General features: G+C 67.7%; 27 protein-coding genes. 19 read left to right on the plus strand and 8 right to left on the minus strand.

Going from position 1 to position 26,112, the window contains the following annotated elements; translation table 11 throughout:
* Window positions 1–161 precede the first annotated feature (161 nt).
* Window positions 162–620: a cytochrome c-550 PedF gene (gene pedF, locus AAFL97_RS21000; RefSeq protein ID WP_268740052.1), complete on the plus strand. Its 459-nt coding sequence runs from the start codon at window positions 162–164 to the stop codon at window positions 618–620.
* Window positions 621–715: 95 nt separating this feature from the next.
* Window positions 716–1,258 carry a cytochrome b gene (locus AAFL97_RS21005; RefSeq protein WP_341646585.1) on the plus strand — a complete coding sequence of 181 codons (543 nt, stop codon included), beginning with the start codon at window positions 716–718 and terminating at the stop codon, window positions 1,256–1,258.
* Between the two features lie 310 nt (window positions 1,259–1,568).
* Here AAFL97_RS21005 and adh read toward each other — a convergent pair whose 3' ends face one another.
* The gene (adh, locus tag AAFL97_RS21010; protein WP_341646586.1) at window positions 1,569–3,089 is read right to left on the minus strand and encodes an aldehyde dehydrogenase; all 1,521 of its coding nucleotides are present in this window, start codon (window positions 3,087–3,089) and stop codon (window positions 1,569–1,571) included.
* A 279-nt stretch (window positions 3,090–3,368) separates the two neighbouring features.
* Here adh and AAFL97_RS21015 point away from each other — a divergent pair, with 279 nt between their 5' ends.
* The 7 genes from AAFL97_RS21015 to AAFL97_RS21045 all read left to right on the plus strand — a co-directional run bounded on the left by AAFL97_RS21015 (window position 3,369) and on the right by AAFL97_RS21045 (window position 10,780).
* Entirely contained in the window at window positions 3,369–4,985 is a 1,617-nt protein-coding gene (locus tag AAFL97_RS21015) for a sigma-54-dependent Fis family transcriptional regulator (protein ID WP_341646587.1), read from the plus strand.
* A gap of 305 nt (window positions 4,986–5,290) precedes the next feature.
* The gene (locus tag AAFL97_RS21020; protein WP_341646588.1) at window positions 5,291–7,165 is read left to right on the plus strand and encodes a methanol/ethanol family PQQ-dependent dehydrogenase; all 1,875 of its coding nucleotides are present in this window, start codon (window positions 5,291–5,293) and stop codon (window positions 7,163–7,165) included.
* A gap of 125 nt (window positions 7,166–7,290) precedes the next feature.
* Window positions 7,291–7,959: a pentapeptide repeat-containing protein gene (locus AAFL97_RS21025; protein WP_341646589.1), complete on the plus strand. Its 669-nt coding sequence runs from the start codon at window positions 7,291–7,293 to the stop codon at window positions 7,957–7,959.
* A gap of 52 nt (window positions 7,960–8,011) precedes the next feature.
* Window positions 8,012–8,416, plus strand: coding sequence for a hypothetical protein (locus AAFL97_RS21030; RefSeq protein ID WP_341646590.1), 405 nt, complete (start codon window positions 8,012–8,014; stop codon window positions 8,414–8,416).
* A gap of 65 nt (window positions 8,417–8,481) precedes the next feature.
* Window positions 8,482–9,018 carry a c-type cytochrome gene (locus tag AAFL97_RS21035; protein ID WP_341646591.1) on the plus strand — a complete coding sequence of 179 codons (537 nt, stop codon included), beginning with the start codon at window positions 8,482–8,484 and terminating at the stop codon, window positions 9,016–9,018.
* Window positions 9,015–9,791, plus strand: a complete 777-nt coding sequence (locus tag AAFL97_RS21040; protein ID WP_341646592.1) for a quinoprotein dehydrogenase-associated SoxYZ-like carrier — start codon at window positions 9,015–9,017, stop codon at window positions 9,789–9,791. Before AAFL97_RS21035 ends, AAFL97_RS21040 begins: the two co-directional genes overlap by 4 nt.
* Window positions 9,788–10,780: a quinoprotein relay system zinc metallohydrolase 1 gene (locus tag AAFL97_RS21045; protein ID WP_341646593.1), complete on the plus strand. Its 993-nt coding sequence runs from the start codon at window positions 9,788–9,790 to the stop codon at window positions 10,778–10,780. The genes AAFL97_RS21040 and AAFL97_RS21045 overlap by 4 nt, the downstream gene beginning before the upstream one ends.
* A gap of 114 nt (window positions 10,781–10,894) precedes the next feature.
* Here AAFL97_RS21045 and AAFL97_RS21050 read toward each other — a convergent pair whose 3' ends face one another.
* Complete coding sequence (locus tag AAFL97_RS21050) at window positions 10,895–11,134, minus strand: hypothetical protein (RefSeq protein ID WP_341646594.1); 240 nt, start codon at window positions 11,132–11,134, stop codon at window positions 10,895–10,897.
* Window positions 11,135–11,195: 61 nt separating this feature from the next.
* Between AAFL97_RS21050 and AAFL97_RS21055 the strand changes: the two genes are divergently transcribed.
* Window positions 11,196–12,227 (plus strand): HAMP domain-containing sensor histidine kinase, encoded by a 1,032-nt coding sequence (locus tag AAFL97_RS21055; protein WP_341646595.1) that lies wholly within the window; start codon window positions 11,196–11,198, stop codon window positions 12,225–12,227.
* A 22-nt stretch (window positions 12,228–12,249) separates the two neighbouring features.
* Window positions 12,250–12,876 carry a response regulator transcription factor gene (locus AAFL97_RS21060; protein WP_341647213.1) on the plus strand — a complete coding sequence of 209 codons (627 nt, stop codon included), beginning with the start codon at window positions 12,250–12,252 and terminating at the stop codon, window positions 12,874–12,876.
* Between the two features lie 182 nt (window positions 12,877–13,058).
* Here AAFL97_RS21060 and AAFL97_RS21065 read toward each other — a convergent pair whose 3' ends face one another.
* Window positions 13,059–13,883 (minus strand): DUF3750 domain-containing protein, encoded by an 825-nt coding sequence (locus AAFL97_RS21065; RefSeq protein WP_341646596.1) that lies wholly within the window; start codon window positions 13,881–13,883, stop codon window positions 13,059–13,061.
* Window positions 13,884–14,096: 213 nt separating this feature from the next.
* On the opposite strand from AAFL97_RS21065, the gene AAFL97_RS21070 reads away from it, so the two are divergent.
* On the plus strand, window positions 14,097–16,193 hold the full coding sequence (locus tag AAFL97_RS21070; RefSeq protein ID WP_445954515.1) for a TonB-dependent receptor family protein: 2,097 nt from the start codon (window positions 14,097–14,099) through the stop codon (window positions 16,191–16,193).
* Window positions 16,194–16,213: 20 nt separating this feature from the next.
* Here AAFL97_RS21070 and AAFL97_RS21075 read toward each other — a convergent pair whose 3' ends face one another.
* Window positions 16,214–16,417, minus strand: a complete 204-nt coding sequence (locus tag AAFL97_RS21075) for a hypothetical protein (RefSeq protein WP_341646597.1) — start codon at window positions 16,415–16,417, stop codon at window positions 16,214–16,216.
* A gap of 9 nt (window positions 16,418–16,426) precedes the next feature.
* Here AAFL97_RS21075 and AAFL97_RS21080 point away from each other — a divergent pair, with 9 nt between their 5' ends.
* A complete protein-coding gene (locus AAFL97_RS21080) occupies window positions 16,427–16,705 on the plus strand; it encodes a DUF302 domain-containing protein (RefSeq protein ID WP_341646598.1) in 279 nt (92 codons plus the stop codon).
* Between the two features lie 38 nt (window positions 16,706–16,743).
* On the opposite strand, the gene AAFL97_RS21085 is transcribed toward AAFL97_RS21080, so the two are convergent.
* On the minus strand, window positions 16,744–17,397 hold the full coding sequence (locus AAFL97_RS21085; protein WP_341646599.1) for a cold shock and DUF1294 domain-containing protein: 654 nt from the start codon (window positions 17,395–17,397) through the stop codon (window positions 16,744–16,746).
* Between the two features lie 30 nt (window positions 17,398–17,427).
* Here AAFL97_RS21085 and AAFL97_RS21090 point away from each other — a divergent pair, with 30 nt between their 5' ends.
* From AAFL97_RS21090 to AAFL97_RS21115, 6 genes are all read left to right on the plus strand, one after another.
* Complete coding sequence (locus AAFL97_RS21090; protein ID WP_341646600.1) at window positions 17,428–17,616, plus strand: hypothetical protein; 189 nt, start codon at window positions 17,428–17,430, stop codon at window positions 17,614–17,616.
* Window positions 17,617–17,633: 17 nt separating this feature from the next.
* Complete coding sequence (locus tag AAFL97_RS21095; RefSeq protein ID WP_341646601.1) at window positions 17,634–18,131, plus strand: LEA type 2 family protein; 498 nt, start codon at window positions 17,634–17,636, stop codon at window positions 18,129–18,131.
* A gap of 58 nt (window positions 18,132–18,189) precedes the next feature.
* Complete coding sequence (locus AAFL97_RS21100) at window positions 18,190–19,686, plus strand: AMP nucleosidase (protein ID WP_341646602.1); 1,497 nt, start codon at window positions 18,190–18,192, stop codon at window positions 19,684–19,686.
* Window positions 19,687–20,178: 492 nt separating this feature from the next.
* Window positions 20,179–21,507 (plus strand): hemolysin family protein, encoded by a 1,329-nt coding sequence (locus tag AAFL97_RS21105; protein WP_341646603.1) that lies wholly within the window; start codon window positions 20,179–20,181, stop codon window positions 21,505–21,507.
* Window positions 21,508–21,713: 206 nt separating this feature from the next.
* Window positions 21,714–22,331, plus strand: coding sequence for a tetratricopeptide repeat protein (locus AAFL97_RS21110; protein WP_341646604.1), 618 nt, complete (start codon window positions 21,714–21,716; stop codon window positions 22,329–22,331).
* Window positions 22,332–22,412: 81 nt separating this feature from the next.
* Window positions 22,413–23,240, plus strand: coding sequence for a hypothetical protein (locus tag AAFL97_RS21115; RefSeq protein WP_263462711.1), 828 nt, complete (start codon window positions 22,413–22,415; stop codon window positions 23,238–23,240).
* Window positions 23,241–23,337: 97 nt separating this feature from the next.
* Here the strand turns inward: AAFL97_RS21115 and tpx are convergent, their stop codons facing one another.
* The 3 genes from tpx to AAFL97_RS21130 form a co-directional block, all read right to left on the minus strand.
* Window positions 23,338–23,838, minus strand: coding sequence for a thiol peroxidase (gene tpx, locus AAFL97_RS21120; RefSeq protein WP_341646605.1), 501 nt, complete (start codon window positions 23,836–23,838; stop codon window positions 23,338–23,340).
* Window positions 23,839–23,943: 105 nt separating this feature from the next.
* Complete coding sequence (locus AAFL97_RS21125) at window positions 23,944–24,297, minus strand: hypothetical protein (protein ID WP_341646606.1); 354 nt, start codon at window positions 24,295–24,297, stop codon at window positions 23,944–23,946.
* A gap of 144 nt (window positions 24,298–24,441) precedes the next feature.
* Complete coding sequence (locus tag AAFL97_RS21130) at window positions 24,442–26,046, minus strand: glycoside hydrolase family 19 protein (RefSeq protein ID WP_341646607.1); 1,605 nt, start codon at window positions 26,044–26,046, stop codon at window positions 24,442–24,444.
* Between the last annotated feature and the right edge of the window lie 66 nt (window positions 26,047–26,112).

The raw sequence follows: 26,112 nt of genomic DNA on the forward strand, positions 1-26,112 counted from the left end.
AGCACCTGCCTCGAATTGCAGCAACCGCCGCCGAGGCCATGGTCTGTGCGAGAGCAAGTTCCTTGCCACGCAATGGCGCAAGTCGCCATGGCACACCGCTTGCAGAGTTCCCCTCAACCGGATCCGCCGGTGCATCGAAAGCGACACACCCGACATCAGCCATGAGGAAGCGAAAAGTGAAAAGCAAATACAACGAGGAGACGAGATTCCAACCCCTTCGCAAGGCCGCGCTCGCGCTGCTGCTCGCCGGCAGCACGTCGCTGGCCTGCGCGCACGGCGACGTCGTTCCCCACGCCGTCGATGTTTCCGCCCTGAAACCCCTCGGCGAAACCTGGCTGGAACGCAACCCCTACAGCGGGGACAAGGACGCCATCCGCATCGGCGACTCGGCCTTCAACCAGAACTGCGCCCGCTGTCACGGCCTCGGCGCCGTATCGGGCGGTATCGCGCCCGATCTGCGCTCCCTGCCGACGGACGCCGAGGGCGACGAAATCTTCATGCAGCGCATTCGCAACGGCGCCACCCGCGACGGCCGGGTCTACATGCCCCCGTTCGAAGGTATCCTGTCCCAGGAAGCCATGTGGGCGATCCGCGCCTGGCTGGAAACGGTCGCAGAGTAATGACCGGGCCTCGCCGCCCGGACATGCCCTGTTCGCCCCCGGCGCCCCCTGCCGCCCGATTCGCGGCAGGGGGCGTTTTCACAAGGAGACGACCCATGCCCCCAGCACGCTACGACCCGGGCGCGATCGCGCTGCACTGGGTCCACGCGATCCTGATCGCAGTCCTGATCTTCATCGGCCTGTCCATCGACGGCCTGCCCAGCGGGCCCGAACGCAGTTCCACGATCGCCCTGCACAAGTCGCTCGGCATCACCGCTTTCCTGTTGCTGCTGTTGCGCCTGGCCTGGCGCCGGCTGCACCCGCCGCCAGCGGACGAGCGCCTGGGCGCGATGCAGCAACGCCTTGCACGCTACGGCCACCGCGCCGTCTATCTGCTGCTGGCGCTGACGCCGCTGAGCGGCTATCTGTCGGCCAGCTTCACCAAGTATCCGATGCGCTTCTTCGGCTACGTCATCCCGAAACCGGGCTGGCCGGACGAGGCCCTGAACGAGTTGTTCGGCGCTGCCCACGGCCTGTTCGCGTGGACGCTGCTGGCGCTGATCGCGATGCATATCGGCGCCGTCATCCTGCACTGGCTGCAGGGCGCACCGGTGCTGCCGAGGATGCTGCCGGGCCGCCGCAGTAAGGGCCACCGCTGAACCCGGGCTTCGGTGCACCGGCACGGAGCACGGAGCCGACACTGTCCCATGATGACGCACCTGCTCCAAAGCGGAGCAGACGCTTTCCGTCGCCCGCAGCGCCGCACCCAGTCCAGCGCACCGGCCAGCATCCGGTCGCTGGCCGCTTCCGGATTTTCGCCGTCGATCTTGTCCGCATCGTTCGGCATCATCGGGGGCCTTGTTTCCAGGCAAAAAAGACGGCCCGTAGGCCGCCTGAAGACTCACTTTCGTGAGATGGGGGAGAACGCTGGCACCCACGCCGCCCTGCAGCGGCGCGAGGCCCGATCCATCAGAAGAACCCGAGCTTGTTCTCGCTGTAGCTGACGAGCAGGTTCTTGGTCTGCTGGTAGTGGTCGAGCATCATCTTGTGGGTCTCGCGCCCGATGCCCGATTCCTTGTAGCCGCCGAAGGCCGCGTGCGCCGGATAGGCGTGGTAGCAGTTCGTCCACACCCGCCCGGCCTGGATCGCCCGGCCCATCCGGTAGGCCACGTTGCCGTTGCGGCTCCACACCCCGGCACCCAGCCCGTACAGCGTGTCGTTGGCAATCGCCAGCGCTTCGGCTTCGTCCTTGAAGGTGGTCACCGCCAGCACCGGGCCGAAAATCTCTTCCTGGAAGATGCGCATCTTGTTGTGGCCCTTGAACAGCGTCGGCTGGATGTAATAGCCCTCGCTCAGCTCACCGCCCAGCGCTGCCTTGTCGCCGCCGATCAGCACCTCGGCCCCTTCTTCCTTGCCCAGCGCCAGGTACGACTGGATCTTGCTCATCTGCTCGCGCGAGGCCTGCGCCCCCATCATCGACTCGGTGTCGAGCGGGTGGCCGTGCTTGATCGCCGCCACGCGCGCGAGCACCCGCTCGATGAACTTGTCGTAGATCGATTCCTGGATCAGCGCCCGGCTCGGGCAGGTGCACACTTCGCCCTGGTTGAAGGCGAACAGCACCATGCCTTCGATCGCCTTGTCCAGGAAGGCGTCGTCGCGGTCCATGACGTCGGCGAAGAAGATGTTGGGCGACTTGCCGCCCAGCTCCAGCGTGGCCGGGATCAGGTTGTTGGCCGCGGCCTGGGCAATCACCCGCCCCGTCGAGGTCGAGCCGGTGAAGGCGATCTTGGCGATGCGCTTGCTGGTGGCCAGCGGCATGCCCGCTTCGCGACCGAAGCCATTGACGATGTTGAGCACGCCCGGCGGCAGCAGGTCGGCGATCAGCTCGACCAGCACCAGGATCGACACCGGCGTCGATTCGGCCGGCTTCAGGACCACGCAGTTGCCCGCACCCAGCGCCGGCGCGAGCTTCCACGCCGCCATCAGGATCGGGAAGTTCCACGGGATGATCTGCCCGACCACGCCCAGCGGTTCGTGCAGGTGGTAGGCCACGGTGTTCTCGTCGATCTCGCTGATGCTGCCTTCCTGCGCGCGCAGGCAGCCGGCGAAGTAGCGGAAGTGATCGACCGTGAGCGGGATGTCGGCGTTGAGCGTCTCGCGGATCGCCTTGCCGTTGTCCACCGTCTCGGCGTAGGCCAGCCGCTCCAGGTTCTGTTCGATGCGGTCGGCGATCCTGAGCAGGATGTTGGCCCGATCGGCCGCCGGCGTCTTGCTCCAGGCCGGAAACGCCGCATGCGCCGCGTCCAGCGCCAGCTCGATGTCCTCGGCCGTCGAGCGCGCCGCCTGCGTATAGACCTGGCCGCTGATCGGCGTCACCACGTCGAAGTACTGCCCCTTGACCGGCGAAACCCATTTGCCGCCGATGAAGTTGTCGTACTTCGCCTTGTGCTGCACCGGGGCCCCGGATTGGCCGGGCATTGCGTAGATCATCTCGATGTCTCCTTTCTTGTGGTTACGCACGCCATGTGCGTTACACGTCTCCTCTGCAGGCAGCGTGCCAGAACCGCAAGCCCGCATAGAATTCTCGATTTCTTCTTATCATTCAGACAACTGGCAACAGCCCAGGCTGAGCAGCCGATCCGAAGCCGCTCGAAGCCAGCCTCGCCGGGTGTTCCATTGCCGCACACCTGTTCCAATACGATGCACTTCCGCTCGCGCCACGTTCCAAGCCATGCACGCGGAAGGCATACTTCCTGCATGGAAAAGGACATGGACCCCGCACGCTCTTCCTCGCCGAACCCGGCCACGCTCGCGCCGCTCGACCTGCACGCCTCGTGGGCGCGCAGCAGGGAGTTCGGCCTGCGCCCGGACGACGCCCTGTCGGACGCCCTCGTTTCCCCTGCCGACCTGCGCGACCGCCTGGAAGCCAATGCCCGCCTGCTGACCTTCTCCCGCCCGGTCATCGAGAACCTGTTCCGCCAGATCGACTGCCCGAGCTCGACGCTGCTGCTGACCGACTGCGACGGACTGATCCTGAGCGCCATCGGCGACACCGGCTTCCTCGATCGCGCCACCCGGGTCGCACTCTCCCCTGGCGCCGAATGGAGCGAGGCGGCGATGGGCACGAACGCGATCGGCACCGCACTCACCACGCGCAAGGCCGTCGCCATCGAAGGCAACCAGCACTATCTGGCGCGCAACCGCTTCCTGACCTGTGTCGCCACGCCGATCTTCTCGCCCACCGGCGGCGTCGCCGGCATTCTCGACATCTCCACCGACGCCCGCGCCAACCTGTCGCACGCCGACGCACTGCTGCGCACCACCGCCGAATGCATCGAGCACCGCCTGATCGAAAACCTCGGCGAAGGCTTTCTGTCGCTGCACTTTCATACCCGGCCCGACCTGCTCGGCAGCCCGCTGGAAGGGCTGGCGCTGTTCGACGAGGCAGGCCGCCTGCTGGCCAGCAACCGCGCCGCCCGCGCACTGCTGCAGCTGCACGGCGAATTCCCGCAGGGCAGCTACACCGAATGCTTCACCACGCAGTGGCGGCATCTGGTGGCCTGGGCGGCGTTCGGGCCGCTGACGCCGTTTCCGCTGCGTACGCTGCACGGGCAGACCTGCATCGCCCGGGCCGAGCTGTTGCTGCCCCAGGCGCCGCGCGGCCGCCGGCAGGCGAAAGACGGCGAGGCTCCCAGCAGTACCGAGGCGCCGCCCGCACCCGACAGCGACCCGCGCCTCGCCCATGCCGGCGCGCTGGTCGCCGAATGGCACCGCAACCGCTGCGCAGGCCCGCTGCTGCTGTGCGGCGAAACCGGCACCGGCAAACGCCACCTGCTGTACCAGCACTGCCGCGACCACGGCATCGACGTGCCGCCGCTCGAACTCGACGGCCGCAGCCTTGCCGCCCGTGCGCAAGCGGGCCTCGACGAACTCGAAGACGCCCTGCAACAGGCGGAGAACGGCCTGCTCTACCTGACCGATGTCGACCTTCTCCCGGCCGCCGCCCTCTCCCGGCTGTTCGAGGCGGCGGACTCAAGCCGCCGCATCGTTGCCGCCAGCCGGCATCCGCTTGCCCATGGAGCGGAAGGGCGCGGCCTCGATCAGGCGACGCTGGCAAGACACGGGGCGCGCATCGTGACGCTGCCGGCGCTACGCGAGCGCGCCGATTTCGCCTATCTGGTACATCGCTTCGTCCGCGAAGCCTGCCCCGGGCGCCCGATCCGCGTTCTCCCCGAGGCGATCGAGCGCCTGCGGCACTATTCGTGGCCCGGCAACATCAGCGAACTCGCCAGCCGCCTGCGCCTGATGCTCGCCCTGCTGGGAGACGACAGCACCGAACTGCGCCCGGCCGACATCCCCGACGAACTGCTGGAAACCGCCGGCTGAGCGCATCCCGCCGGCCGCTGCACGGCGCCGGCGTCATCCCTACTGTCGCACGACATGCCCATCCGGAACTGCCCGTCCGGACTGTTCAGGAAGGGAGCGACTGTTCCAAATCGTTACACCTCCCCCCTGGCCACAATGCCCGCCAGGCCGCCACAGGGCACCAGCGGCGGGATTCACCCTCCCGGCCGCGGCTGGCACGCTCTTTGCCAAACGTAGCTCACCGGACATCCGGCCCGTCGGCCCCCCGCGCGGCGGAAAGCCACACGACATACCTACAAGACAGGATCAGGAGGCAAGGAGCAAAAATGAAAAAGTCGCATGTAAAGCCCTTCGCGCTGCGCGCCATCGTCGTCGCCACCGCGGCGGCGTTGTCGCTGCCGGTCGCAGCAGTCACCGACGTCACCTGGGAAGACATCCTCAACGATCACAAGACCACCGGCGACGTGCTGTCCTACGGCCTGGGCCTGAAGGCGCAGCGCCACAGCCCGCTCAAGGCGGTCAACACCGACAACGTCGCCAACCTGGTGCCGGCCTGGAGCTTCTCCTTCGGCGGTGAAAAACAGCGCGGCCAGGAAGCACAGGTTCTGGTGCACGATGGCGTGATCTATGCCACCGCCTCGTATTCCCGCATCTTCGCGATCGACGCCCGCAGCGGCAAGCGCCTGTGGGAATACAATGCCCGTCTGCCGGACGACATCCGCCCCTGCTGCGACGTGGTCAACCGCGGCGCCGCCATCTACGGCGACAAGGTCTTCTTCGGCACTCTGGATGCGGCCATGGTCGCGCTCGACCGCAAGACCGGCAAGGTCGTGTGGCGGAAGAAGTTCGGCGACCACAAGGTGGGCTACACCATGACCGGCGCCCCCTTCGTCATCAAGGACCAGAAGTCCGGCCGCACGCTGCTGGTGCACGGCTCATCCGGCGACGAATTCGGCGTGGTCGGCTGGCTGTTCGCGCGCGACCCGGACACCGGTGAGGAAGTGTGGGCCCGTCCGATGGTCGAAGGCCACATGGGCCGCCTGAACGGCAAGGACAGCACCCCCACCGGCGATCCCAAGGCACCGAGCTGGCCGGACGATCCCAACTCGCCCACCGGCAAGGTCGAAGCCTGGAGCCAGGGCGGCGGTGCCCCGTGGCAGACCGCCAGCTTCGACATCGACAACAACATGGTCGTCATCGGCGCCGGCAACCCCGCGCCGTGGAACACCTGGAAGCGCACCGCGCCGGGCGACGACCCGCGCAACTGGGACAGCCTGTTCACCTCCGGCCAGGCCTACGTCGATGCCAGCACCGGTGAACTGAAGGGCTTCTACCAGCACACGCCGAACGACGCCTGGGACTTCTCCGGCAACAACTCCATCGTGCTGTTCGAGTACAAGGATCCGAAGACCGGCAAGATGGTCAATGCCTCGGCCCACGCCGACCGCAACGGCTTCTTCTTCGTCACCGACCGCGACAAGCTCGCCCAGGGCGCCGGCTACCCCAACAAGCCGACCTCGCTGATCAACGCCTGGCCCTTCGTCGATGGCATCACCTGGGCCTCGGGCTTCGATCTCGCCACCGGCCGCCCGATCGAGAAGGACAACCGTCCGCCGCAGCCGAAGGAAGGCGCCGACAAGGGCGAATCGATCTTCGTCTCGCCGCCCTTCCTCGGCGGCACCAACTGGCATCCGATGTCGTACAGCCCGGACACCGGCCTGTTCTACATCCCGGCCAACCACTGGGCGATGGACTACTGGACCGAGAACATCACCTACAAGGCCGGCTCCGCCTACCTGGGCCAGGGGTTCCGCATCAAGCGGCTGTTCGACGACCACATCGGCATCCTGCGTGCGATCGACCCGGTCAGCGGCAAGATCGCCTGGGAGCACAAGGAAGAGTTCCCGCTGTGGGCCGGCACCCTGACCACCGCCGGCGGCCTGATCTTCACCGGCACCTCGGACGGCTACGTGAAGGCCTTCGACGCCAAGAACGGCAAGGAACTGTGGAAGTTCCAGACCGGCTCGGGCGTGGTCTCGGTGCCTGTGACCTGGGAAATGGACGGCGAACAGTACGTCGCCATCCAGTCCGGCTACGGCGGCGCGGTGCCGCTGTGGGGTGGCGACATGGCCGAGCTGACCAAGCAGGTCACCCAGGGCGGCTCGATGTGGGTGTTCAAGCTGCCGAAAGCCAGCCGCTGATCCTGCCCGATGAACCCGGCAACCCCGCCCTTCGGCGCGGGGTCCGGCCTCCGCGGCCGGCGCCGGGTTCATCGCCATACCCGGGCGGACACGCCCCGCCCGGCCTCCCTGGAAGGAGCACGCCCGTGATTCACACCCCCAACTCCAATGCCGCTGCACAGCCTTCCCGCCGGCGCTGGCCCGGCCTGCTGGCCGCAAGCTGTCTGGTTCTGGGCGGCCTGGGCACATCCGCCGCCTGGGCGGAAGAAAGCTTCGGCGAAACCCACACCGGCGACAGCGCCGAAGAGGAATGGCCGCTGATCATCAATGGCTGCCCGATCTGGCCCTACACCCGCTGCCCCGGCGCCGACCTGCGCCACGCCGACCTCGTCGGCCAGAACCTCGCCGGTGCCGACCTGCGCGGCGCCAATCTGACGCGCGCCGACCTGCGCGCCGCCAATCTTTCCGCCGCCAATCTGGAAGGCGCCGACCTGACGGCCGCCCGCATGAACAAGGTCAACGCCGCCAGCACCAATTTCCGCAACACCCGCATGATCGGTACCGACCTGGAAGCAGGGCGGCTGATGCGCTCCGACTTTTCCGGCGCCGACTTCACCGGCGCCAGCCTCGAATTCGCCCGGCTCAACCATGCCTGGCTGATCGGCACGAAGCTGGTGAGCTGCAATCTGCAAGAAGCGAAGTTCGTTTCGGTCAGGCTCGACGATGCCGTCATCGATCACTGCACGACACGCTTCACGATCTTCCCAGAGTCCTCATTCACCAATTGCCAGGGCTGCCCGACGACCGACTGGTAAAACCGGCAACGCCGCCTTCGACAACTACACCAAAAAACGGAACCACGCCCCGATGCTCGGCCAATATGCCCAACACAGCCGGGAGTATCTGCTGGTGCTGATGCTCAGCACCACCGTATTCTTCGCCCTCCCGATCTTCATCGCGCCACTGCGCTGGGCACGCCTGATGCGATGGCGCGTCCCCGAGCACGAGCACCTGGCCATCTACTTCGGCCGTTGCCTGGGCGCCTTCATCCTGGTGGTGGAGGCGACCATGCTCCGCTCCGTAACCACAGGCACCAGCTTCAGCTACGCCTTCGATGTGCTGTTCCTGGTCTTTGCCATGATGCTCATGGTGCACATCTACGGCGCGGTGAAGCGCATCCAGCCGATCACGGAAACCCTCGAAATCGGCTTCTGGTTGCTGCTTCTGATTCTGAATACGCTGTTCTATCCCGCCACGCACATAACGCTATGACCTCACTGCGTCATCAGACCATCCGCAACCTGCTGGCACGATTTCTCTTGCAAGGGAGTCTCCCGATGCAGACCCAGAACGCCGTCCTATCCTCTTTCCGCCGTGAGCCGCGTACCGGTCTGGTCACCACGCTGTGCGCAGCGCTATGCGCGGCGCTGTGCTGCCTGCCCGCCGCCGCACAGGCGGAACGGCCGCAGCCGCCGAACGTCGATACATCCACGCTGCCGCCGATCGCGCCCGGCTGGGCCGACAGCAATCCGCTGCGCGGCAACGCCGCCGCGATCGAACTCGGCCGCAGCGCCTTCAACCAGGCCTGTGCCCGTTGCCACGGCGTCGACGCCGACGGCTCCCGCTCGCCGGCACCCGATCTGCGCCGCATCGGCGGCCTGTGCAACCGGGCCAAGGATCCGGCGCTGAAGCAGCGCTGCATCGAGGACAGCGACTATTTCTTCAGGTATTCGGTGCTGAACGGCAAGATCAAGCTCGGCGTCGAGCACATGCCCCCATGGGAAGGCATCATCGATGCGCCGGTGCTATGGTCGATCCGCAGCTTCGTCGAAAGCATGCGCAGGCCGCCGCAGCGGCGGCAGGAGACGAAATGACACTGAAGGGGCTGATTGCCGGCGCGGCGCTGGCCCTGATGCTGGCCGCCCAGGGCACGCAGGCGCAGGACACGAGCGATCCGCTGGGCTCGCCGCGCTGGGAGGAGATGCGCCAGACCTTCTTCCCCGGCGCCGAAGTCGAGTTCGACGAGCGCGTCCGCGTCAGTGCGCCGACGATGGCCGAGGACGCGCTCAACGTGCCGGTGGCGATCGACCTGCGCAAGCTGCAGGCGGTCGAGGAAGTGATCGTGTTCGCCGACTTCAACCCCATCGTCCGCGCCCTCAGCTACGAGCCGGCCGGTGCCCATCCGGGGCTCGCCTTCCGCCTCAAGCTGCAGCAATCCACCCCGGTGCGGGCCGCGGCGCGCACCGCCGACGGCCGCTGGCACATCGGCGGCACCTGGGTCAACACCACCGGCGGCGGCTGCACCGTGCCCTCGGCCGGCACCGGCTCGCCCGAATGGCAGCAGCGCCTGAACGAAGTCAGCGCCCGGATCTGGCCGCGGATCGACGGCGGCTCGCGGCTGCGTGTGCAGGTCGTGCATCCGATGGACACCGGCCTCGCCGCCGGCATCCCGGTGTTCCACATCGACAGACTCGACATCAGCAACGCCGACGGCGAGCGCCTGATGCGCATCCATCCCGGCGAGCCCGTTGCCGAAAACCCGCTGTTCACCATCGACATTCCGGCCTCCGCCACCGGCAGCGGAGGCTTCCGCATCAGCGGGCGCGACAACAACGGCAACCCGATCGTGGCCGAGGTAGCGCCATGATCGGCAGCAGGCTCCCCGTGCGGCGCCGCAGCAGCCGAGTAGCGATCGCCACCGCCCTCGCAGCGCTGGCGCTGTTCGCCGGCCTGCCTGCGGCCAGTTCGCCAGCCGCCGCCCAGCAGACGAGCTTCGACTACCGCCTCGCTCCGCAGCGCATCGCCGACGGCGTGTATGTGCTGATCGGCAGCACCGAGGATTTCTCGCCCGCGAACGGCGGCAACATCGTCAATGCCGGCTTCATCGTCGGCAGCGAAGGCGTCATCGTCATCGACAGCGGTCCCTCGCTGCGCTACGGCGAACAGTTGCGCCGGGCGATCGCCGCCGTCACGCCGCTGCCGGTGGTGCTGGTGATCAACACCCACCACCATCCGGACCACGTCCTCGGCAACCAGGCTTTCCCGCCGGCGACGCTGGCCGCGCTGCCCGGGACACGCAGCGCGCTCGAGACCGAAGGCGAGGCCCTGCTCGAGAACATGTACCGCCTGACCGGCGAGTGGATGCGCGGCACCGAGACCGTGCTGCCCGGACGTGCGCTGGCAGCCGGGCCGCTCGAGATCGGCCGCCGCCGGCTGGAACTGTTCGTGCTGGCAGGCCACACCGACGCCGACCTTGCCGTGCTGGACGTCGCCACCGGCACCCTGTTCGCCGGCGACATCGTGTTCTGGAACCGCGCGCCCACCACACCCCACGCCGACATCGCGCAGTGGCTGCAGGCGCTCGAACGCCTCGAACGCGTTCCGTTCAAGCAGCTCGTGCCCGGCCACGGCCCGGTCGCCACCGATGCCATGCCGATCGCCCAGACGCGCAGCTACCTGGCGTGGCTGGAACGGACCTTGCGCGAAGGCGCAGAACAGGGGCTGGACATGACGGAAATGCTGGAACAGGAGGTGCCCGCCCGCTTCGGTACGCTCGACGGCGCCGCGGCCGAATTCCGGCGCTCGGTCATCCATCTTTACCCGGCGGCCGAAAGGGCCGCGCTGCGGAGCCGCTGAAACCGGCCCCGCGCAGACAGGCCACGGCACATGGACAAGCACTCCCCTCTGCTTCGCAGCGCCAGCCTGCACACCCGGCTGAGCCTGATGCTGACGCTGCTGCTCGCGCTCGCGCTACTCACCGGCGCCGCGCTGTGGCTGCGCGAGACGCGCGGCGCGATCCAGGAAGAAGTCGAATCCGCCGGCCGCGTCGCCGAACAATGGCTGACCGTGCTGATCGACGAAACCCGCCGCGACGGCGCCGAAGGCCAGGCGCGGCTGATGTCCGCGCTCGCCGCGATCGGCCGCATCCGCGCCCACGCGCTCGAGATCACCGCCACCGGCGGCGCACGCCTGCACCTCGCCCGCCACCACCTACAAGGCCGGCCGCCATGCGCCCGCATGGTTTGCCGAGCGCCTGACGCCGCATCTACGCGTGCGCCATTTCGACGCCGGCCCGGTACAGATCAGCCTGCTGCCGGATGCCTCGCGCTCGGTGCTCGACGCCTGGGACAGGCTCGCCAGCTTCGCCGGCTGGGCGCTCGCCGGCCTGCTGCTGGCCGGCATCGGCTGCCACCTGGGGCTGCGCCGGGCGCTGGCGCCACTGCGCGCGGTCGACGCCGCCTTCGACCGCGGCGCGCGGGGGCATTTCGACCGCCGCCTGCCCGAAGTCGGCGCCCCCGAGCTCGACCGCCTCGCACGCAGCTACAACCGCCTCGCCGACCGGCTCGACCACACCCTCGCCGACAATGCCGCACTCGCCGCCGACCGCCATTTCGCCCGCGCGGTGCAGGATCGCCTGGAAGCGGAACGCTGCCTGATCGCCCGCGAACTGCACGACGAGCTGTCCCAGGGCATCACCGCAGTGCGCGCCATCGCCGGCGCAATCCAGCAGCGCAGCGCCGACCAGCCCGGCATCCACGGCAACGCCCAGGTCATCCTGGCGATGACCAGCCAGATGCAGGACGGCGTGCGGATCATCCTCGAACGCCTGCGCCAGCCTTCGCCGGAGGCGCCGAAGACCGTGGGCGCCATCCTCGACGAGGTCTGCAAGCAATGGTCGCGGCTCTATCCGCACATCGCCCTCGACTGCCGGATCGCCGCAGCCGAACCCGTGCTGGCGAACGAACAGACGCATGCGCTGCAGCGCCTGCTGCAGGAAAGCCTCACCAACGTCGCCCGCCATGCCCAGGCCAGTGCAGTATCGGTGGTGCTGGACTGGAACGCGCAGGCGGTCACGCTCAGCATCACCGACAACGGCCGCGGCCTGTGCGCCGATCCGGCCGATGCACGGCCACGCTACGGCCTGGTCGGCATGCAGGAGCGGGTGCGCGCCCTGGGCGGCACGCTGCGGCTCGAACGGCCCGCCGCCGGCGGCTGCCGGGTGGAGGCCAGCCTGCCGCTCGCGCTGCCCGCCGTCCCCGCAGCCCCTTCCTTCTCCTCCTTCCCGGCCGAGGCCATGCGCTGATGACAACGATCCGGCTTCCCCCCTGCGCATCCTGCTCGCCGATGACCACACGGTCGTCCGCATGGGCTTTCGCCTGCTGATCGAAGGCGCGGGTGCCACCGTCGTCGCCGAAGCCGACAGCGGCGAAGCGGCACTCAAGGCCTGGAACGAACACCAGCCTGACATGCTGGTGATGGACGTGTCGATGCCCGGCATCGGCGGCCTAGCCGCGCTCGAACGCCTGCTCGCCCACCATCCGGCTGCGCGCGTGCTGATGCTGTCCGCCCACGACGACACCCTGATTCCGGCCCGCGCGCTGCAGGCCGGCGCCACCGGCTACCTGTCCAAGCGCGCCCACCCCGACGCACTGCTGCGCGCCATCGCCGACGTCGCCGAAGGCCGCCGCCACCTCGACCCCGAACTCGCGCCCAAGCTCGCGCTGGCCCGCCTCGGCGGCGGCGGCCACCCGGCGGAAACGCTGACCAGCAAGGAATTCAGCATCTTCCTGCAACTGGCACGCGGCCAGTCCGTCAACGAGGTCGCCGCCACCCTGAACCTGAGCAGCAGCACCGTCGGCACCCACCTGTACCACATCAAGCAGAAGCTCAATGCCAGCAACGCCGCCGAACTCGCGCTGATCGCGGTGCGGGCCGGCCTGGTGGAGACCTGAGACGCCGCCTGCTGCCGATCCATGGCATCGGCTCTGGCCCGGGGCGCCTGGCCCCAGGGCCTGCCCAACCGACCTTGGGAATCGCTGCGCACCGGTCGCAGCCCGGCTGAAGCCGCTTCCAGGGGACGGTTTTTTCGGTGAAAGCTCACGGCTGCTCAGAAACAGCCTGTGCAAGGAGCGTGTCAATGAGGCCGTGATTCTGCCGGAATCGGCTCTGCGGAATTCGGCGCCGCTTCGGCCACCGGCACGACATTGCCGAAGCCCAGACGGCCGATCAGCGGCAAGCGCAGCGCGGGGCGGTTCAGGTCGATGCCGAAATTGAGCCCGAGCAGATTGAACTCCAGGCCTTCCTCGACGCCGACCGTGACCCCGAGCAGGCCGTACAGCGAGGCCTGCCAGCCGGTGCCGGAAACCGCGCGCCCGACCGGAGCATCCAGCGGGCGCCAGTCCTTGCCGATCGCATTGGCCGGCATGTCGAGCTGCAGCGCCGGCACCTCGCGGCCGATGTGGGCGATGAAGGTATTGCTGTTGGGCCCGGGGTAGCTGCGGTAGGTGTCGGCGTAGGGGTAGGAGGCGACCGCGTCCTCGATGCGGTCGATCATCTCATCCACACCCGCGCCGCGATGCTCGGCGAGCACCGTGGGCACGGCGCCGAACCACAGCCCGTCGGCTACCGCATTGTTGCGCCTGACGACCGGGCCACGGCTGCGGCCCCAGCCGGTCACTTCGTAGCGGGTGTAGGCCGTCTCGCCGCTGCGCTTGAAGATGATCCACGGATGGACGGCAAAATAGCCGCGCCAACCGTAGGTGGCGGCCGCATACACCTGCACGATGGCGGTGTCGGCGAAGGCCGCCGGATCGGGCGCCAGGCCGGCGGAATGGCGCGGCAGCGCGCGCCAGCCGCGCGCGTCCATGCCTTCGGCACGCGGCGGGTTCGCCAAGCTGATGCCCAGCGGCAGGAGCAGGATAAGGGACAGGGCGAGGGCGATACGCTTGAACAGAGGCACGGCAGGGCTCGATGGAAACGGGGCGCACGGGTCGACAGACCGGCGTGCCGGCGGCGAGTTCGCAAGCGCCCGGATGCAGTCCGGCCTACACGCTGGACGTGCCTCATGAAAATCATGAGGCCGGGCTGGCGCTTTCCACGGCGACAGGGGCAGGGCACAGGTTCTAGACTGCCGCCATCGCTGCCGCAAGAGCAGCCCGAGGAGACTTCGATCATGGCCCGCCCTCTCACGCTTCGTCTGCCGCGGCCCAGCCGCCTGCACTGTGCCCTGCTGTGCACACTGGCGGCAACATCCGCCATGGCCGCCGATACCGAGCCGACGCTCGGCACGATGGTCATCACCGGCAGCCGCGTCGAGGCTTCGTCCTTCGACATGCCGTATTCGATCGACGCCGTGCAGCTCGGCGGCACTGCCGAAGGCCTGCGGGTGAACGTCTCCGAAGTGCTCGGCAGCGTGCCCGGCGTGGTGGTGCAGAACCGCCAGAACTACGCCCAGGACCTGCAGATCTCGGTGCGCGGCTTCGGCGCTCGCGCAGCCTTCGGCGTTCGCGGCGTGAAGCTGATCGCCGACGGCATCCCCGCCAGCAATCCGGACGGCCAGGGCCAGGCCGCCACCTTCAACCTCGATGCCGCCGAGCGCATCGAGGTGCTGCGCGGCCCCTTCGCCACCGTGTATGGCAACCACGCCGGCGGCGTCATCCAGCTGTTCTCGCGCGACGGCAAGGGCGCTCCGCGCATCCGCGGCAGCATGTACGCCGGCGAGCACGGCACCTACAAGATCGGCATCGGCGCGGAAGGCGAGAAGAACGGCGTCGGCTTCGTGCTCGACGCCTCGCGCTTCGAGACCGACGGCGAACGCCGCTACAGCGCCGCCCGCCGCGACCAGAGCTTCGCCAAGATCACGCTGGCGCCGGACGAGGACAGCAAGCTGACGCTGCTGTTCAGCAGCCTGCACCAGCCCGACACCGAGGACCCGCTCGGCGTCACCTGGAACACCTACAAGCGCGACGCGCGCGGCGTCGAGCCGATCGCGCTGCAGTACAAGACCCGCAAGTCGATCAACCACCTGCAGGGCGGCGCGGTGTACGAACGCCGCTTCGGCGAGGACCGGCTGCAGGTCCAGGCCTATGCGGGGCAGCGCAGCGTCATCCAGTACCAGTCGATTCCCGCTGCCGCGCAGGCCAATCCCCGCCACGCCGGCGGCGTGATCGATTTCGACCGCGAGTTCCACGGCATCGGCGCACGCTGGATCATGCAGCGCGAGATCGGTACCGGCAAACTGACCCTGACCACCGGCGTGGACCACGACCGCGCCGAGGACGACCGCCAGGGCTACGAGAACTTCGTCGGCGGCAATTTCGGTGTCAAGGGCAGGCTGCGGCGCGACGAGACCAATACCGTCACCAGTACCGACCCCTACGTGCAGGCCACCTGGCAGCAGGGCGACTGGGACTGGTCGCTCGGCGTGCGCCACAGCAACGTGCGCTTCGAAGTGGACGACGATTACATCGTCGGTCCGAACGGCGACGACAGCGGCTCGGTGCGCTACCGCAAGACCACGCCGGCCGTCGGCCTGCTGTGGCGCGCCAGCCCGCTGCTGAACGTCTATGCCAGCTTCGGCACCGGCTTCGAGACACCGACGCTGGGCGAGATCGCCTACTCCTCCACCGGCGGCTTCAACCTCGGCCTGAAGCCCTCGACCAGCCGCCAGTTCGAGCTCGGCCTGAAGGCCTACGTCGGCGAACGCACGCGAGTCAATCTCGCTGCCTTCCAGATCAAGACCAAGGACGAGATCGTCAGCGCCGGCGCCATCGGCGGCCGCACCTCGTACAGGAACGCCAGCAAGACCCTGCGCGAGGGCCTGGAACTCGCCGTCGAGACCGAATTCACCGACAAACTCAGCGCCCGCGGCGCACTGACGGTGATGCGCGCGATCTATGACGAATCCTTCAACAACGTCGACAGCGGCAAGCGGATTCCGGGCGTGCCCAGGGTTTCGGCCTGGGGCGAACTGGTGTGGAAGCCGATGGCCGGGCTCAGCACCGCGCTGGAAGCGGTGCATCGCAGCGCGGTCGAGGTCAACGACACCAACACCGGCAAGGCCGCGCCGTCCTACACGCTGCTCAACCTGCGCCTGGCGGCGGAACAGCAGTCCGGGCCCTGGACCTTCAGCCAGTTGCTGCGGCTGGACAACGTCTTCGACCGCAAGCACATCGCCTCGGTCATCGTCGGCGACGGCAACGGCCGCTTCTACGAACCCGGCCCGGGCAGAAATGTGTATGGTGGCGTACAGGCCAGCTACCGCTTCTGAACCCGAGGAACACGACACGATTACTGCAACCCCGGTACCGGGATCTGCTCCGCCGCGGTACCGGGTTCTTTTTCGCCTTCTTCCTTGCCCTGCAGGCCGGTGCGGCCGCAGCGGAGGCCGGCATCGTCACGCGGGAAATCGCCGGTGCCGAATTCGAGGACGTCGCCTTCGCGCTCGTCGATGCGATCGCCGCCGAAGGCATCACGCCGCCGACGGTCAGCCACTTCGGCGACATGCTGCGGCGCACCGCGCCGGACCTCGGCCATTCGCCCGCGCTCTTCGACCAGGCCCGCATCTACACTTTCTGCAGCGCCAGCGCCGCCGCGCGCCTGAGCGCCGAATCGCCCCACCACATCGCCCTGTGCCCGCTGTCGATCGCGGTCTATCGGATCGCGGCCGACTCGCCGGTGGTCCATCTCGGCTACCGCCGCAGCGCCTCAACGGCAGGCGGCGTCGCGGTCGACGCGCTGCTCGAACGTATCGTGGATCGCACCGCGGAATTCTTGAAATGATTGCCTGATGCAGTCAGGAAGAAAGCGCGCGGCGCATCCTATCGTCCAAGCTCGATCGCAAAGGCCTGCGCAACTTTCAGCGCTTCCTGCAGCCACTGATCGACCCAGTGAAGGTGATCCCCGCCAATCAGCCAACCCAGCGCCATGCAGTTGATGACCACCGTCGTCCAATACACCGACTGAAATTCGCGTTTGCTGGATTTGTGCCGCAGCAGGCGTTGAGCGACGAAGGCGCCAGGCCAACCACCGATCAAGCCGTAGAAATGAAGGGTACTCTCGGGCGTACGCCACTGTCCTCGCCTGGCGGCCGCTTTGTCCCACGCATAAGCGGCAAAAGCCATTGCGCTTGCCACGACATACAGCAGCAGAATCGCAACCGGCAACATGCCCGACAAGCTTCCTGCAAGCAGCGCAAGGACAAAAGCCGAAACCACCAGAACAGGCAATCCAGCTCCACCAGTGCGTCGCGACACTGCTCCGCACTCGCCGACAAAGGCAACCTTCTCGGCCCGCCCGCGCCCCCGCGCATCGACCGACAGCTCATAACTCACCAGTTCGTTGCCCACAGGCCGCCGTTTTCGATCATTGAAGGCCTTGATATGCACGAAGACGGCTGCACCACTTCCATTCGGGGTGATGAAGCCGAAACCCTGCTCGTCCTTCCATTGCGTAATCCTGCCCTGGTAACGCATGCAGCCCTTTCCATGCCATCCAAGTCACAGATGAAAGCACCTGCCCGCAAGCGCATCAAGCCCAATACATCACGCAACATCGGCAATACCCTGCAGCACGCCAGCCCCGGGACATGTGCTTGCCTGTTCATGGGGCCACGCTGGACCGACCTTGCAACAAGCCTGCACCGATCCGAAAGCCTGCACATTGCGGCGGTTAGAATGGAAGCCGCCCTGTGACCCGCCGGAGCCCACCGATGCCGAACGCCGCCCGCCGCAATCCTCTCCACTGGCTGTCCTGCCTGCTGCTGTGCGCACTGACGCTGGCCGGCTGCGCCAGCCTGACCCACCGCGAGCCGGTGCGCATCAACGTCGTCGGTCTCGAACCGCTGGCGGGGCAGGGCATGGAGATGCGTTTCACGCTGAAGCTGCGGGTGCAGAACCCGAACGACGCCGCGATCGACTTCGACGGCCTGGCGCTGGAGCTCGATCTCGACGGCAAGGCCTTCGCCACCGGCGTCAGCGACCAGCGCGGCACCGTGCCGCGCTTCGGCGAAACGGTGGTCAGCGTGCCGGTGAGCGTGTCGACTTCCGCGGTGCTGCGCCAGGCCCTCGGCATGATCGAGGGCCGCCCGATGACCGACGGTGTGCCCTACACCCTGCGCGGCCGGCTGGCCGGCGGCGTGCTGGGCAGCGTTCGCTTCTCGGACGAAGGCCGGCTGAACCTGCCCGACAGACTCAGGGCGCCGCGCTGAACGCCACGCGCCGCCAGGCTCCTGTCCATCCGCCTGCACTGCTTCCGGCCCTCCGAGCATGAATACCGCACCCTTCTTCGCCCCCGCCCTGTTCGACGATGCCGCCGCCGCCCTCGAGCGCGTGCGCGAGATCCACGCTGCCAGCACCCGCCACCTGCGCGATGCGCTGCAGCGCTATGTCGCCGGCGGGGACATCGGCCAGCATGTGCGCGCCTGCTATCCGCTGGTACGGATCCGCAGCAACACCGTGGCGCGGGCGGATTCGCGCCTGTCCTACGGCTTCGTCGCCGGCCCCGGCGTCTATGAAACGACGCTGACGCGGCCCGACCTGTTCGCCGACTACTACCTCGAGCAGTTCGGCCTGCTGCTGCGCAACCACCAGATGCCGCTGGAAGTCGGCACCAGCACGCAGCCGATCCCGGTGCATTTCGCCCTCGCCGAGGATGACCATCTCGAAGGCCAGCTTGGCCCCGATCGCCGCCTGCTGCTGCGCGACCGTTTCGACCTGCCGGACCTGGGCGCGATGGACGACGGCATCGCCAACGGCACCTTCGAGCCCGGCCCCGGCGAACCGCATCCGCTGGCGCTGTTCACCGCGCCACGGGTGGATTACTCGCTGCACCGCCTGCGCCACTACACCGGCACGCGGCCCGAGCACTTCCAGAACTTCATCCTGTTCACCAACTACCAGTTCTACATCGACGAGTTCATCGAGCTCGGCCGCGAACTGATGGCCGATGCCGCCTCCGGCCACGGCTACGAAGCCTTCGTCGAACCGGGCGAGGTCCTCACCCGCCGCCGCGGCCTGCCGCCCGGCGAGCGCGACGCGCTCGGTGCCGCGCCGCCGCGCCTGCCGCAGATGCCGGCCTACCACCTGGTGCGCGGCGACCGCAGCGGCATCACGATGGTGAACATCGGCGTCGGCCCGGCCAACGCCAAGACCATCACCGACCACATCGCCGTGCTGCGGCCCCACGCCTGGCTGATGCTCGGCCACTGCGCCGGCCTGCGCAACAGCCAGCAGCTCGGCGACTACGTGCTGGCCCACGGCTACATGCGCGAGGACCACGTGCTCGACGAGGAGCTACCGCTGTGGGTGCCGATCCCGGCGCTGGCCGAAGTGCAGCTCGCGCTGGAAGCGGCGGTGGAGGAAATCACCCGGCTGTCCGGCTACGAACTGAAGCGCGTGCTGCGCACCGGCACCGTCGCCAGCACCGACAACCGCAACTGGGAACTGCTGCCCTCGCGCGGCATGGACAGCAGCCCGGAGCGGCGCTTCAGCCAGAGCCGCGCGGTGGCACTGGACATGGAGTCCGCCACCATCGCCGCCAACGGCTTCCGCTTCCGCGTACCCTACGGCACCCTGCTGTGCATCAGCGACAAGCCGCTGCACGGCGAGATCAAGCTGCCGGGCATGGCCAACCAGTTCTACCGCGAGCGCGTCGACCAGCACCTGCGCATCGGCATCCGCGCGCTGGAACGCCTGCGCGAGCAGGGCATCGACCGCCTGCACAGCCGCAAGTTGCGCAGCTTCGCCGAAGTGGCCTTCCAGTGAGGCCTTCCGGTGGATACGTCCCGGCAAGGCCGGCGGACCGCCGGTCACGAAAGGTGACAATTCCCGGCACTTGCGGCATGATTATTTTTCCTCAAACAAATCAAGGGCCAGGCGGGGTCGATAAAAACGGCTCCGCGCTATGAGTCAGCCTTCCCTGTCGAACTCCGTTCCGCCCCCTTCCGAGCCGCCCCGCACCGAGGACGAATCCTCGGCCGATGGCGACTCGACCGGGCGATCTTGCCCCGATCCAGCATCGCCAGCCACGGCCACCCACCGGTTGCCGTTGCGCGTCCCGCCATATCCGGCACGCCGGACGCACGCCCTCTCCCTGATGCAGGCCCCGCTCGCATGCCCTGCGCTGCGTGCCGCGCCGTGTGCCGAATTCCGCGCTGATTCCGGCGCCGGGATCGCTCCCCCAATGCCGTCGCTCCCTGCATCCGCCCCGGCGTGGATGCACCCGCACGCCTGAACGCCGTACCACCGAACACTTCAATGGAAATATTCGTCCTCATCGCCCTCATCCTGCTCAACGGCATCTTCGCCATGTCGGAGATCGCCCTCGTCACCGCGCGCCGCGCGCGGCTGGCCAAGCTCGCCGAAGAGGGTGACAACGCCGCCGCCGTCGCCGTCAAGCTCGGCGAGGAGCCGACCCGCTTCCTGTCGACGATCCAGATCGGCATCACCTCGATCGGCATCCTCAACGGCATCGTCGGCGAGGCCGCGCTGGCCGGCCCTCTGGCCAGTTGGCTGCAGACGCTGGGCGTAGAGCAGCGCACCAGCGAAATCGGCTCGACCGTGCTGGTCGTGATGGTCATCACCTACGTGTCGATCGTGATCGGCGAACTGGTGCCCAAGCGCATCGGCCAGATCAACCCGGAAGGCATCGCCCGCCTGGTCGCGCGGCCGATGAACATGCTGGCGATCATCTCGCGCCCCTTCGTGCATCTGCTGTCGAACTCGACCGCGCTGCTGCTGCGCCTGATGGGCCAGCGCGAGATCAACGGCCCGAGCGTGACCGAGGAGGAAATCCGCGCGATGCTCGACGAAGGCTCGGAAGCCGGCATCATCGAGAAGAGCGAGCACGAGATGGTGCGCAACGTGTTCCGCCTCGACGAGCGCCAGCTCGGCTCGCTGATGGTGCCGCGCTCGGACATCGTCTGGCTGGACGTCAACCGCCCGCTCGACGACAACCTGACGCTGATGGCCGAATCGACCCATTCGCGCTTCCCCGTGTGCCGCGGCGGCCTCGACGAGATCCTCGGCATCATCAGCTCCAAGCAGCTCTTCAACCAGACCCTGCGCGGCGCCGAAGTCGACCTGACCGAAGCACTGCAGGCGCCGATCTACGTGCCCGAATCGCTGACCGGCATGGAACTGCTCGACCAGTTCCGCGCCTCCAGCGCCCACATGGTGTTCGTCATCGACGAATACGGCGAGGTGCTGGGCATGGTCACGCTGCACGACCTGCTCGAATCGGTCACCGGCGAATTCCAGACCGAGAACGCCGAGGAAGCCTGGGCGGTGCAGCGCGAGGACGGCTCATGGCTGCTGGACGGCCTGATCCCGATCCTCGAGCTGAAGGACCGCCTGGCGATGAAGAACGTGCCGGAAGAGGACAAGGGCCGCTACCACACCCTGTCCGGCATGATGATGTGGCTGCTCGGCCGCCTGCCCAACACCGGCGACATCGCCGTATGGGAAGGCTGGCGCTTCGAGGTCGTCGACATCGACGGCAAGCGCATCGACAAGGTCCTGGCCACCCCGGTGCCGGAAGAGGCCGAAACCCAGGCCGACGACGACAAGGACGGCAGCGCCGAGTAGCCCCGGGCCGATGCCCGGCAGATCGTGTTCAGCGCCGGCTCACGGCGGCCGCATCCCGGCGCCAAACCCGGGATGATGGTCGGAGCATGCCGGCTCCAGACGGAATGCCGTATCGAATCAGGGCCTTGGCAGCCATAAAAAAGCTGGCGGCCAAATTGTAAATTTTCTATATACTCAGTGTCCCCTGCCCTTGAGAAAGGCCTGTCATGCGCGCCACTGCTTCATCCATCGTGACTCCCCTGGCCATGCTGCTGGCCACGCTGGTAGCGGCCGGCTGCGCGCAGACGCCCGAAGAGCAGATCGCCCCCCGTTCGGATACCGTCCGCCTGTGCAGCGGCAGTGAGTGCGCCGACGTGCCGCGCAATACCGCCACCTTCCAGGGCGATCCCGGTGATCCGGAGGCCGAACGCCGTCTGCAGGCCCTGGCGGAGATCGCCGAGCGCGACCCGCGTGCCGCCTACGACCTGGGCCTGCGCCTGCTGCGCGGCGACGGCGTGACGCGCGACAGCTACCAGGCCATCGAATGGCTGCGCAAGGCCGGCGACCGCGGCCACGCCGAAGCGCAATACGCGCTGGGCCGCCTGTACCTGCTGGGTTTGGAGGAAATGGGTTCCGACCCGGCCGAGGCCGAAGCCTGGCTGAGCCGTGCCGCTGCAATGAACTACAAGGACGCCCACAAGCTGATGGCCGAAGCCCAGGCGGCCAAGCAGGAGGAACGCGAGCTCTACCGCATCCGTGACGAACAGCGCAAGTCATGGGGTGCCTGGTACAGCTATTACCCGTACTACTGGATCTGGGGACCGAGCGGCTGGTATCTGCGCTGAACGGCCGAAACGCTTTCCTTTCCCTAGATCCCGACCTTCCCAACATCCCTCCTTTCAACACACTACGAAGGACGATTCTCCATGTCCAAGACCTCCCTCTCCCTGGCCGCGCTGGCGGCTTCGCTGGCTCTGGCCGGTTGCGTGACTCCCGGTGCCGGCGGCCTCCTGTCCGCGGGTGACAGCCCCACCGCCGCCACGGGTGCAGCCGCTGGCGGCACCAGCGTCAACGCCAACGCCAGCCTCGAACGCTGCGACGAGCCGCTGGGCACGCTGGCCGTGGACGATGGCCGCGGCAAGGAATGGTATGCAAGCTTCGGCGCCGCCACCAAGGTCACCAGCATCGAACCGCTGATCCGCCTGGCCGTGCAGCAGTCGAACTGCTTCGTCATCACCTCGGTCGGCAACAACCGCACCGAAGGCAAGATCAGCGCCATCACAGACAAGCAACGCAATTCAGGCGAATTCCGCGCCGGCTCCAAGCAGCAGAAGGGCCAGCGCGTGGCGGCCGACTATTTCATGGAGCCCGCCATCATCATCGACAACGACGCCACCGGCCAGATGGCTGCCGGTGTCGGCGGCCTGCTCGGCAGGGTGGGTGCCGTCGTCGGCGGTGCCATGCAGAGCAAGGTGTCGGTGGTGACGCTGAGCATGTTCGACATCCGCTCGGGCGTGCAGATCTCGATCTCCGAAGGCAACGCCACGGCCACCAACTTCGGCGCAGCCATCGGCGCCATCGGCGGCGGCGCTGCCGGCGGGCTGGGCGGCTTCTCGCGCACGCCCGAAGGCAAGGCTACCGTCGCCGCCTTCATGGATGCCTACAACAACATGGTGATCTCGCTGCGCAACTACAAGGCACAGGAAGTGAAGGGCGGCCTGGGCAAGGGCGGCCGGCTGAAAGTCGGAAACTGATACCCGGCTTCCGTTCGATGGAAAAAAAGTCCCGCTGGCCTGAGGCCAGCGGGACTTTTTCACGTCCGGGCCGCAAGAACGCGGCCCCGGCACGGGATTACTTCAGCGCAGCCAGCGCGGCGGCGTAGTCCGGCTCTTCCTTGATCTCGGGCACGAGCTGGGAATACACGACCTTGTCGTTCGCATCGACCACCACCACCGCGCGCGCAGTGACGCCGGCCAGCGGGCCGGACGTGATGGCGACGCCGTAGTCGCGGGCGAAATCGGGGTTGCGGAAGGTCGACAGCGTCTTCACGTTCTTCAGGCCTTCGGCCTCGCAGAAACGGCCGGCGGCGAAGGGCAGGTCGGCGGACACGACCAGCACCACGGTGTCGGCAAGGCTGCTGGCCTCGGCGTTGAACTTGCGCGCCGACGCCGCGCACACCGGGGTGTCGAGGCTGGGAACGATGTTCAGTACCTTGCGCTTGCCGGCGAAGGCGTCGAGACCGACGTCGGCCAGATCGGCGCCGGTCAGCTTGAAGGCAGGGGCGGCATCACCCGCCTGGGGGAAACGGCCAGCCACATCGATCGGATTGCCGCCAAGGGTCACAGTGCTCATGCTTGTTGTCCTCTGTCTGGTATGGGATTCCGCCTCCCGGCCTTGCGGCGCAGCGGCGGGGACGGACAGACTACACCAAGCCAATGGCGCATGGGGCGATGGAGATCAGCGCGGCGGGCGATCTTCGCCCGGACTGGCGCGTCCCGGACTATCGCGTCCCGGACGATCCTCGATCTCGACTTCGCGGATGACCTCGCCCTCGATCACCATGCCGTGCCCGGTCGGCGGATGCTCGCGCATCTGCTTGCGCAGCGCACGGGTCTTCCACCACAGGTAGCCCCAGGCCACGGCGCCGACGGTGACGACGACGGCGAAGAAGACGACCGAGAACATCAGCGCGACGCCGAACACGGCAACGGTGACGATCGCGGCGACGATCTTCTGCAGCAGACTGGGCGGCGTACCGCCACGGGCGCCGAACTGGTTGAAAAGGCCTGAGAACTTCGGATCTCGATACATGAGGCATCCCATCAAGGTGTCGGGGCCGCTACGGCTGGCCGAAGCGGCAGGATACCGTCTCAGAGGCGCGGCCCGGACAAAAGATTCCGTCACCGGCATGTTTCGCCATGCAACAGCAGGATGGCAAGCCGGCCAGGCGGCCGGTCACGGATGCCGCCAGAAGGCGAAGGCCTGGAAGCGCTCCGCCGCCCACCACGCGCTGGACGACACCCCGCGTGTGATGTTGCGCGTACCGGCCTGGGATTCGAGCGGACGCAGAACCTCGCCGTCGACGGCGTGCCGCGCTTCGATCCCCTTCTGCTCGGGCACGACGACGCTGATGTGGCCGGAACTGTTGAGATCGCGGCGCTTGGCGACGATGACGCAGACCTCGCCGCCATTCGCTGCCGCCTGCAACAGGGTCAGATCCAGTTCGCGCACCCAGCCGAACTCGGCGCCGTGCTCGTCGAGCCAGTCGTACAAGGCGTTGGCGTTCAGTTCACGCACCGTCTGGCCATAGGTCGCCTCCACCGGCTCGCCCAGCGCCAGGCGGCGCAGCGCGGAGTCGGTCCACCACACGCGCGGCAGGTAGGCGCCCGCCAGACAGGCGTAATCGGTGGCGTAGATGTTGCAGAAAGTCATGCCGGCGCGCGGCTGGTAGCGCAAGTGATCGGCCCTGGCGACATCCAGGTAATCGACGATCCGCGTCAGCCCGGCGGCACCACGTGCGCCCTCGGAGCCATTGCGCGCGGGGCGTTCGGCCTCGCCGAGCGGGTAAGCCCGCCCGCCGTCCCGCACGCGGGTGATGTCCGGACGATCGGCCTCCAGATGGGCGACAGGCAGCGCCGGCAGCGTTTCGGCAGCCGGTACGGCACGGGAACGCAGGCCGCCACGCGTGCGCGGACGCGGCGCGGACGCCTCCAGATAGCGCTCGGCCACCACGCCTTCGCGCACGACGCCATTGAGCATCACCCGCACCTCTACCCAGCCCGCCACCGCGGTCGGGCCGCGCACTTCGACTTCGGTGCCCTGCACCAGCGGCGCCAGCAGGCTTGCAGGCGTCACCTGCGGCGTGGAACGCAGATTGAGCTGCAGCGGCACGACGCGATGCATCGGCGCGAACGGGGACATCGCCGGCGCGAAAGTTCCGGCCAGCCCCAGGTCACGCAGCGCCTGACGCGCCTTCTCCAGCAATTCGCGGCGATCGGCGAAACCGTTCAGGCCGCCGTTGATGCGGCGCGTCACCGCTTTCAGGTCGTCAACGTCGGCCAGCGCGTTGAGATTTTCGCGCTGCCAGAAGAACACTGCGGCATCGACCGCCAGGCTGCCGGCGACGAGATCCGGATCGGCCACCACGTCCTGGCCGCACCATCGCGCAAAACCGCGATAGTTGTCTTTGCCCGTCAGCTGGATCAGACCGCGGCCGCGGTAGCGCCAGCCGTCGCCGCTCGCCTCGGCGCCGTTGCCCATGCGCCCGCCATAAACCTTGCAGGCGATCTTTTCCGGCTTGCGGGCACAGGACTCCGCCTCGGCACGTGTGCCGAAATACCGCGGAAAGACTTCCAGCAATCCGTCTGCCGAATAATTGAGATTCTCGACGGTCAGCCGCAGGCAGCCGGATTCGTGCATCACCTGGGCAAGAAAATGGGCGATGCGCGGTACCGTGTCGATGGCATGGGCCGCCATCGCGGTGTTGAGTGCATCGACGTAGCGGTCGGCATTGGCGCTGGTCGCGCCCATCCGGGTAAGCACCTCGCGTGTGATCAACATGCTGCACCCCCTGAAAGCGCCTGCCACGGGCGTTTGCACACTTTCACTAAAGTTCAGCGCGGGGCG

It is taken from the genome of Thauera sp. SDU_THAU2, from assembly GCF_038260575.1.
Classification (GTDB): Bacteria; Pseudomonadota; Gammaproteobacteria; order Burkholderiales; family Rhodocyclaceae; genus Thauera.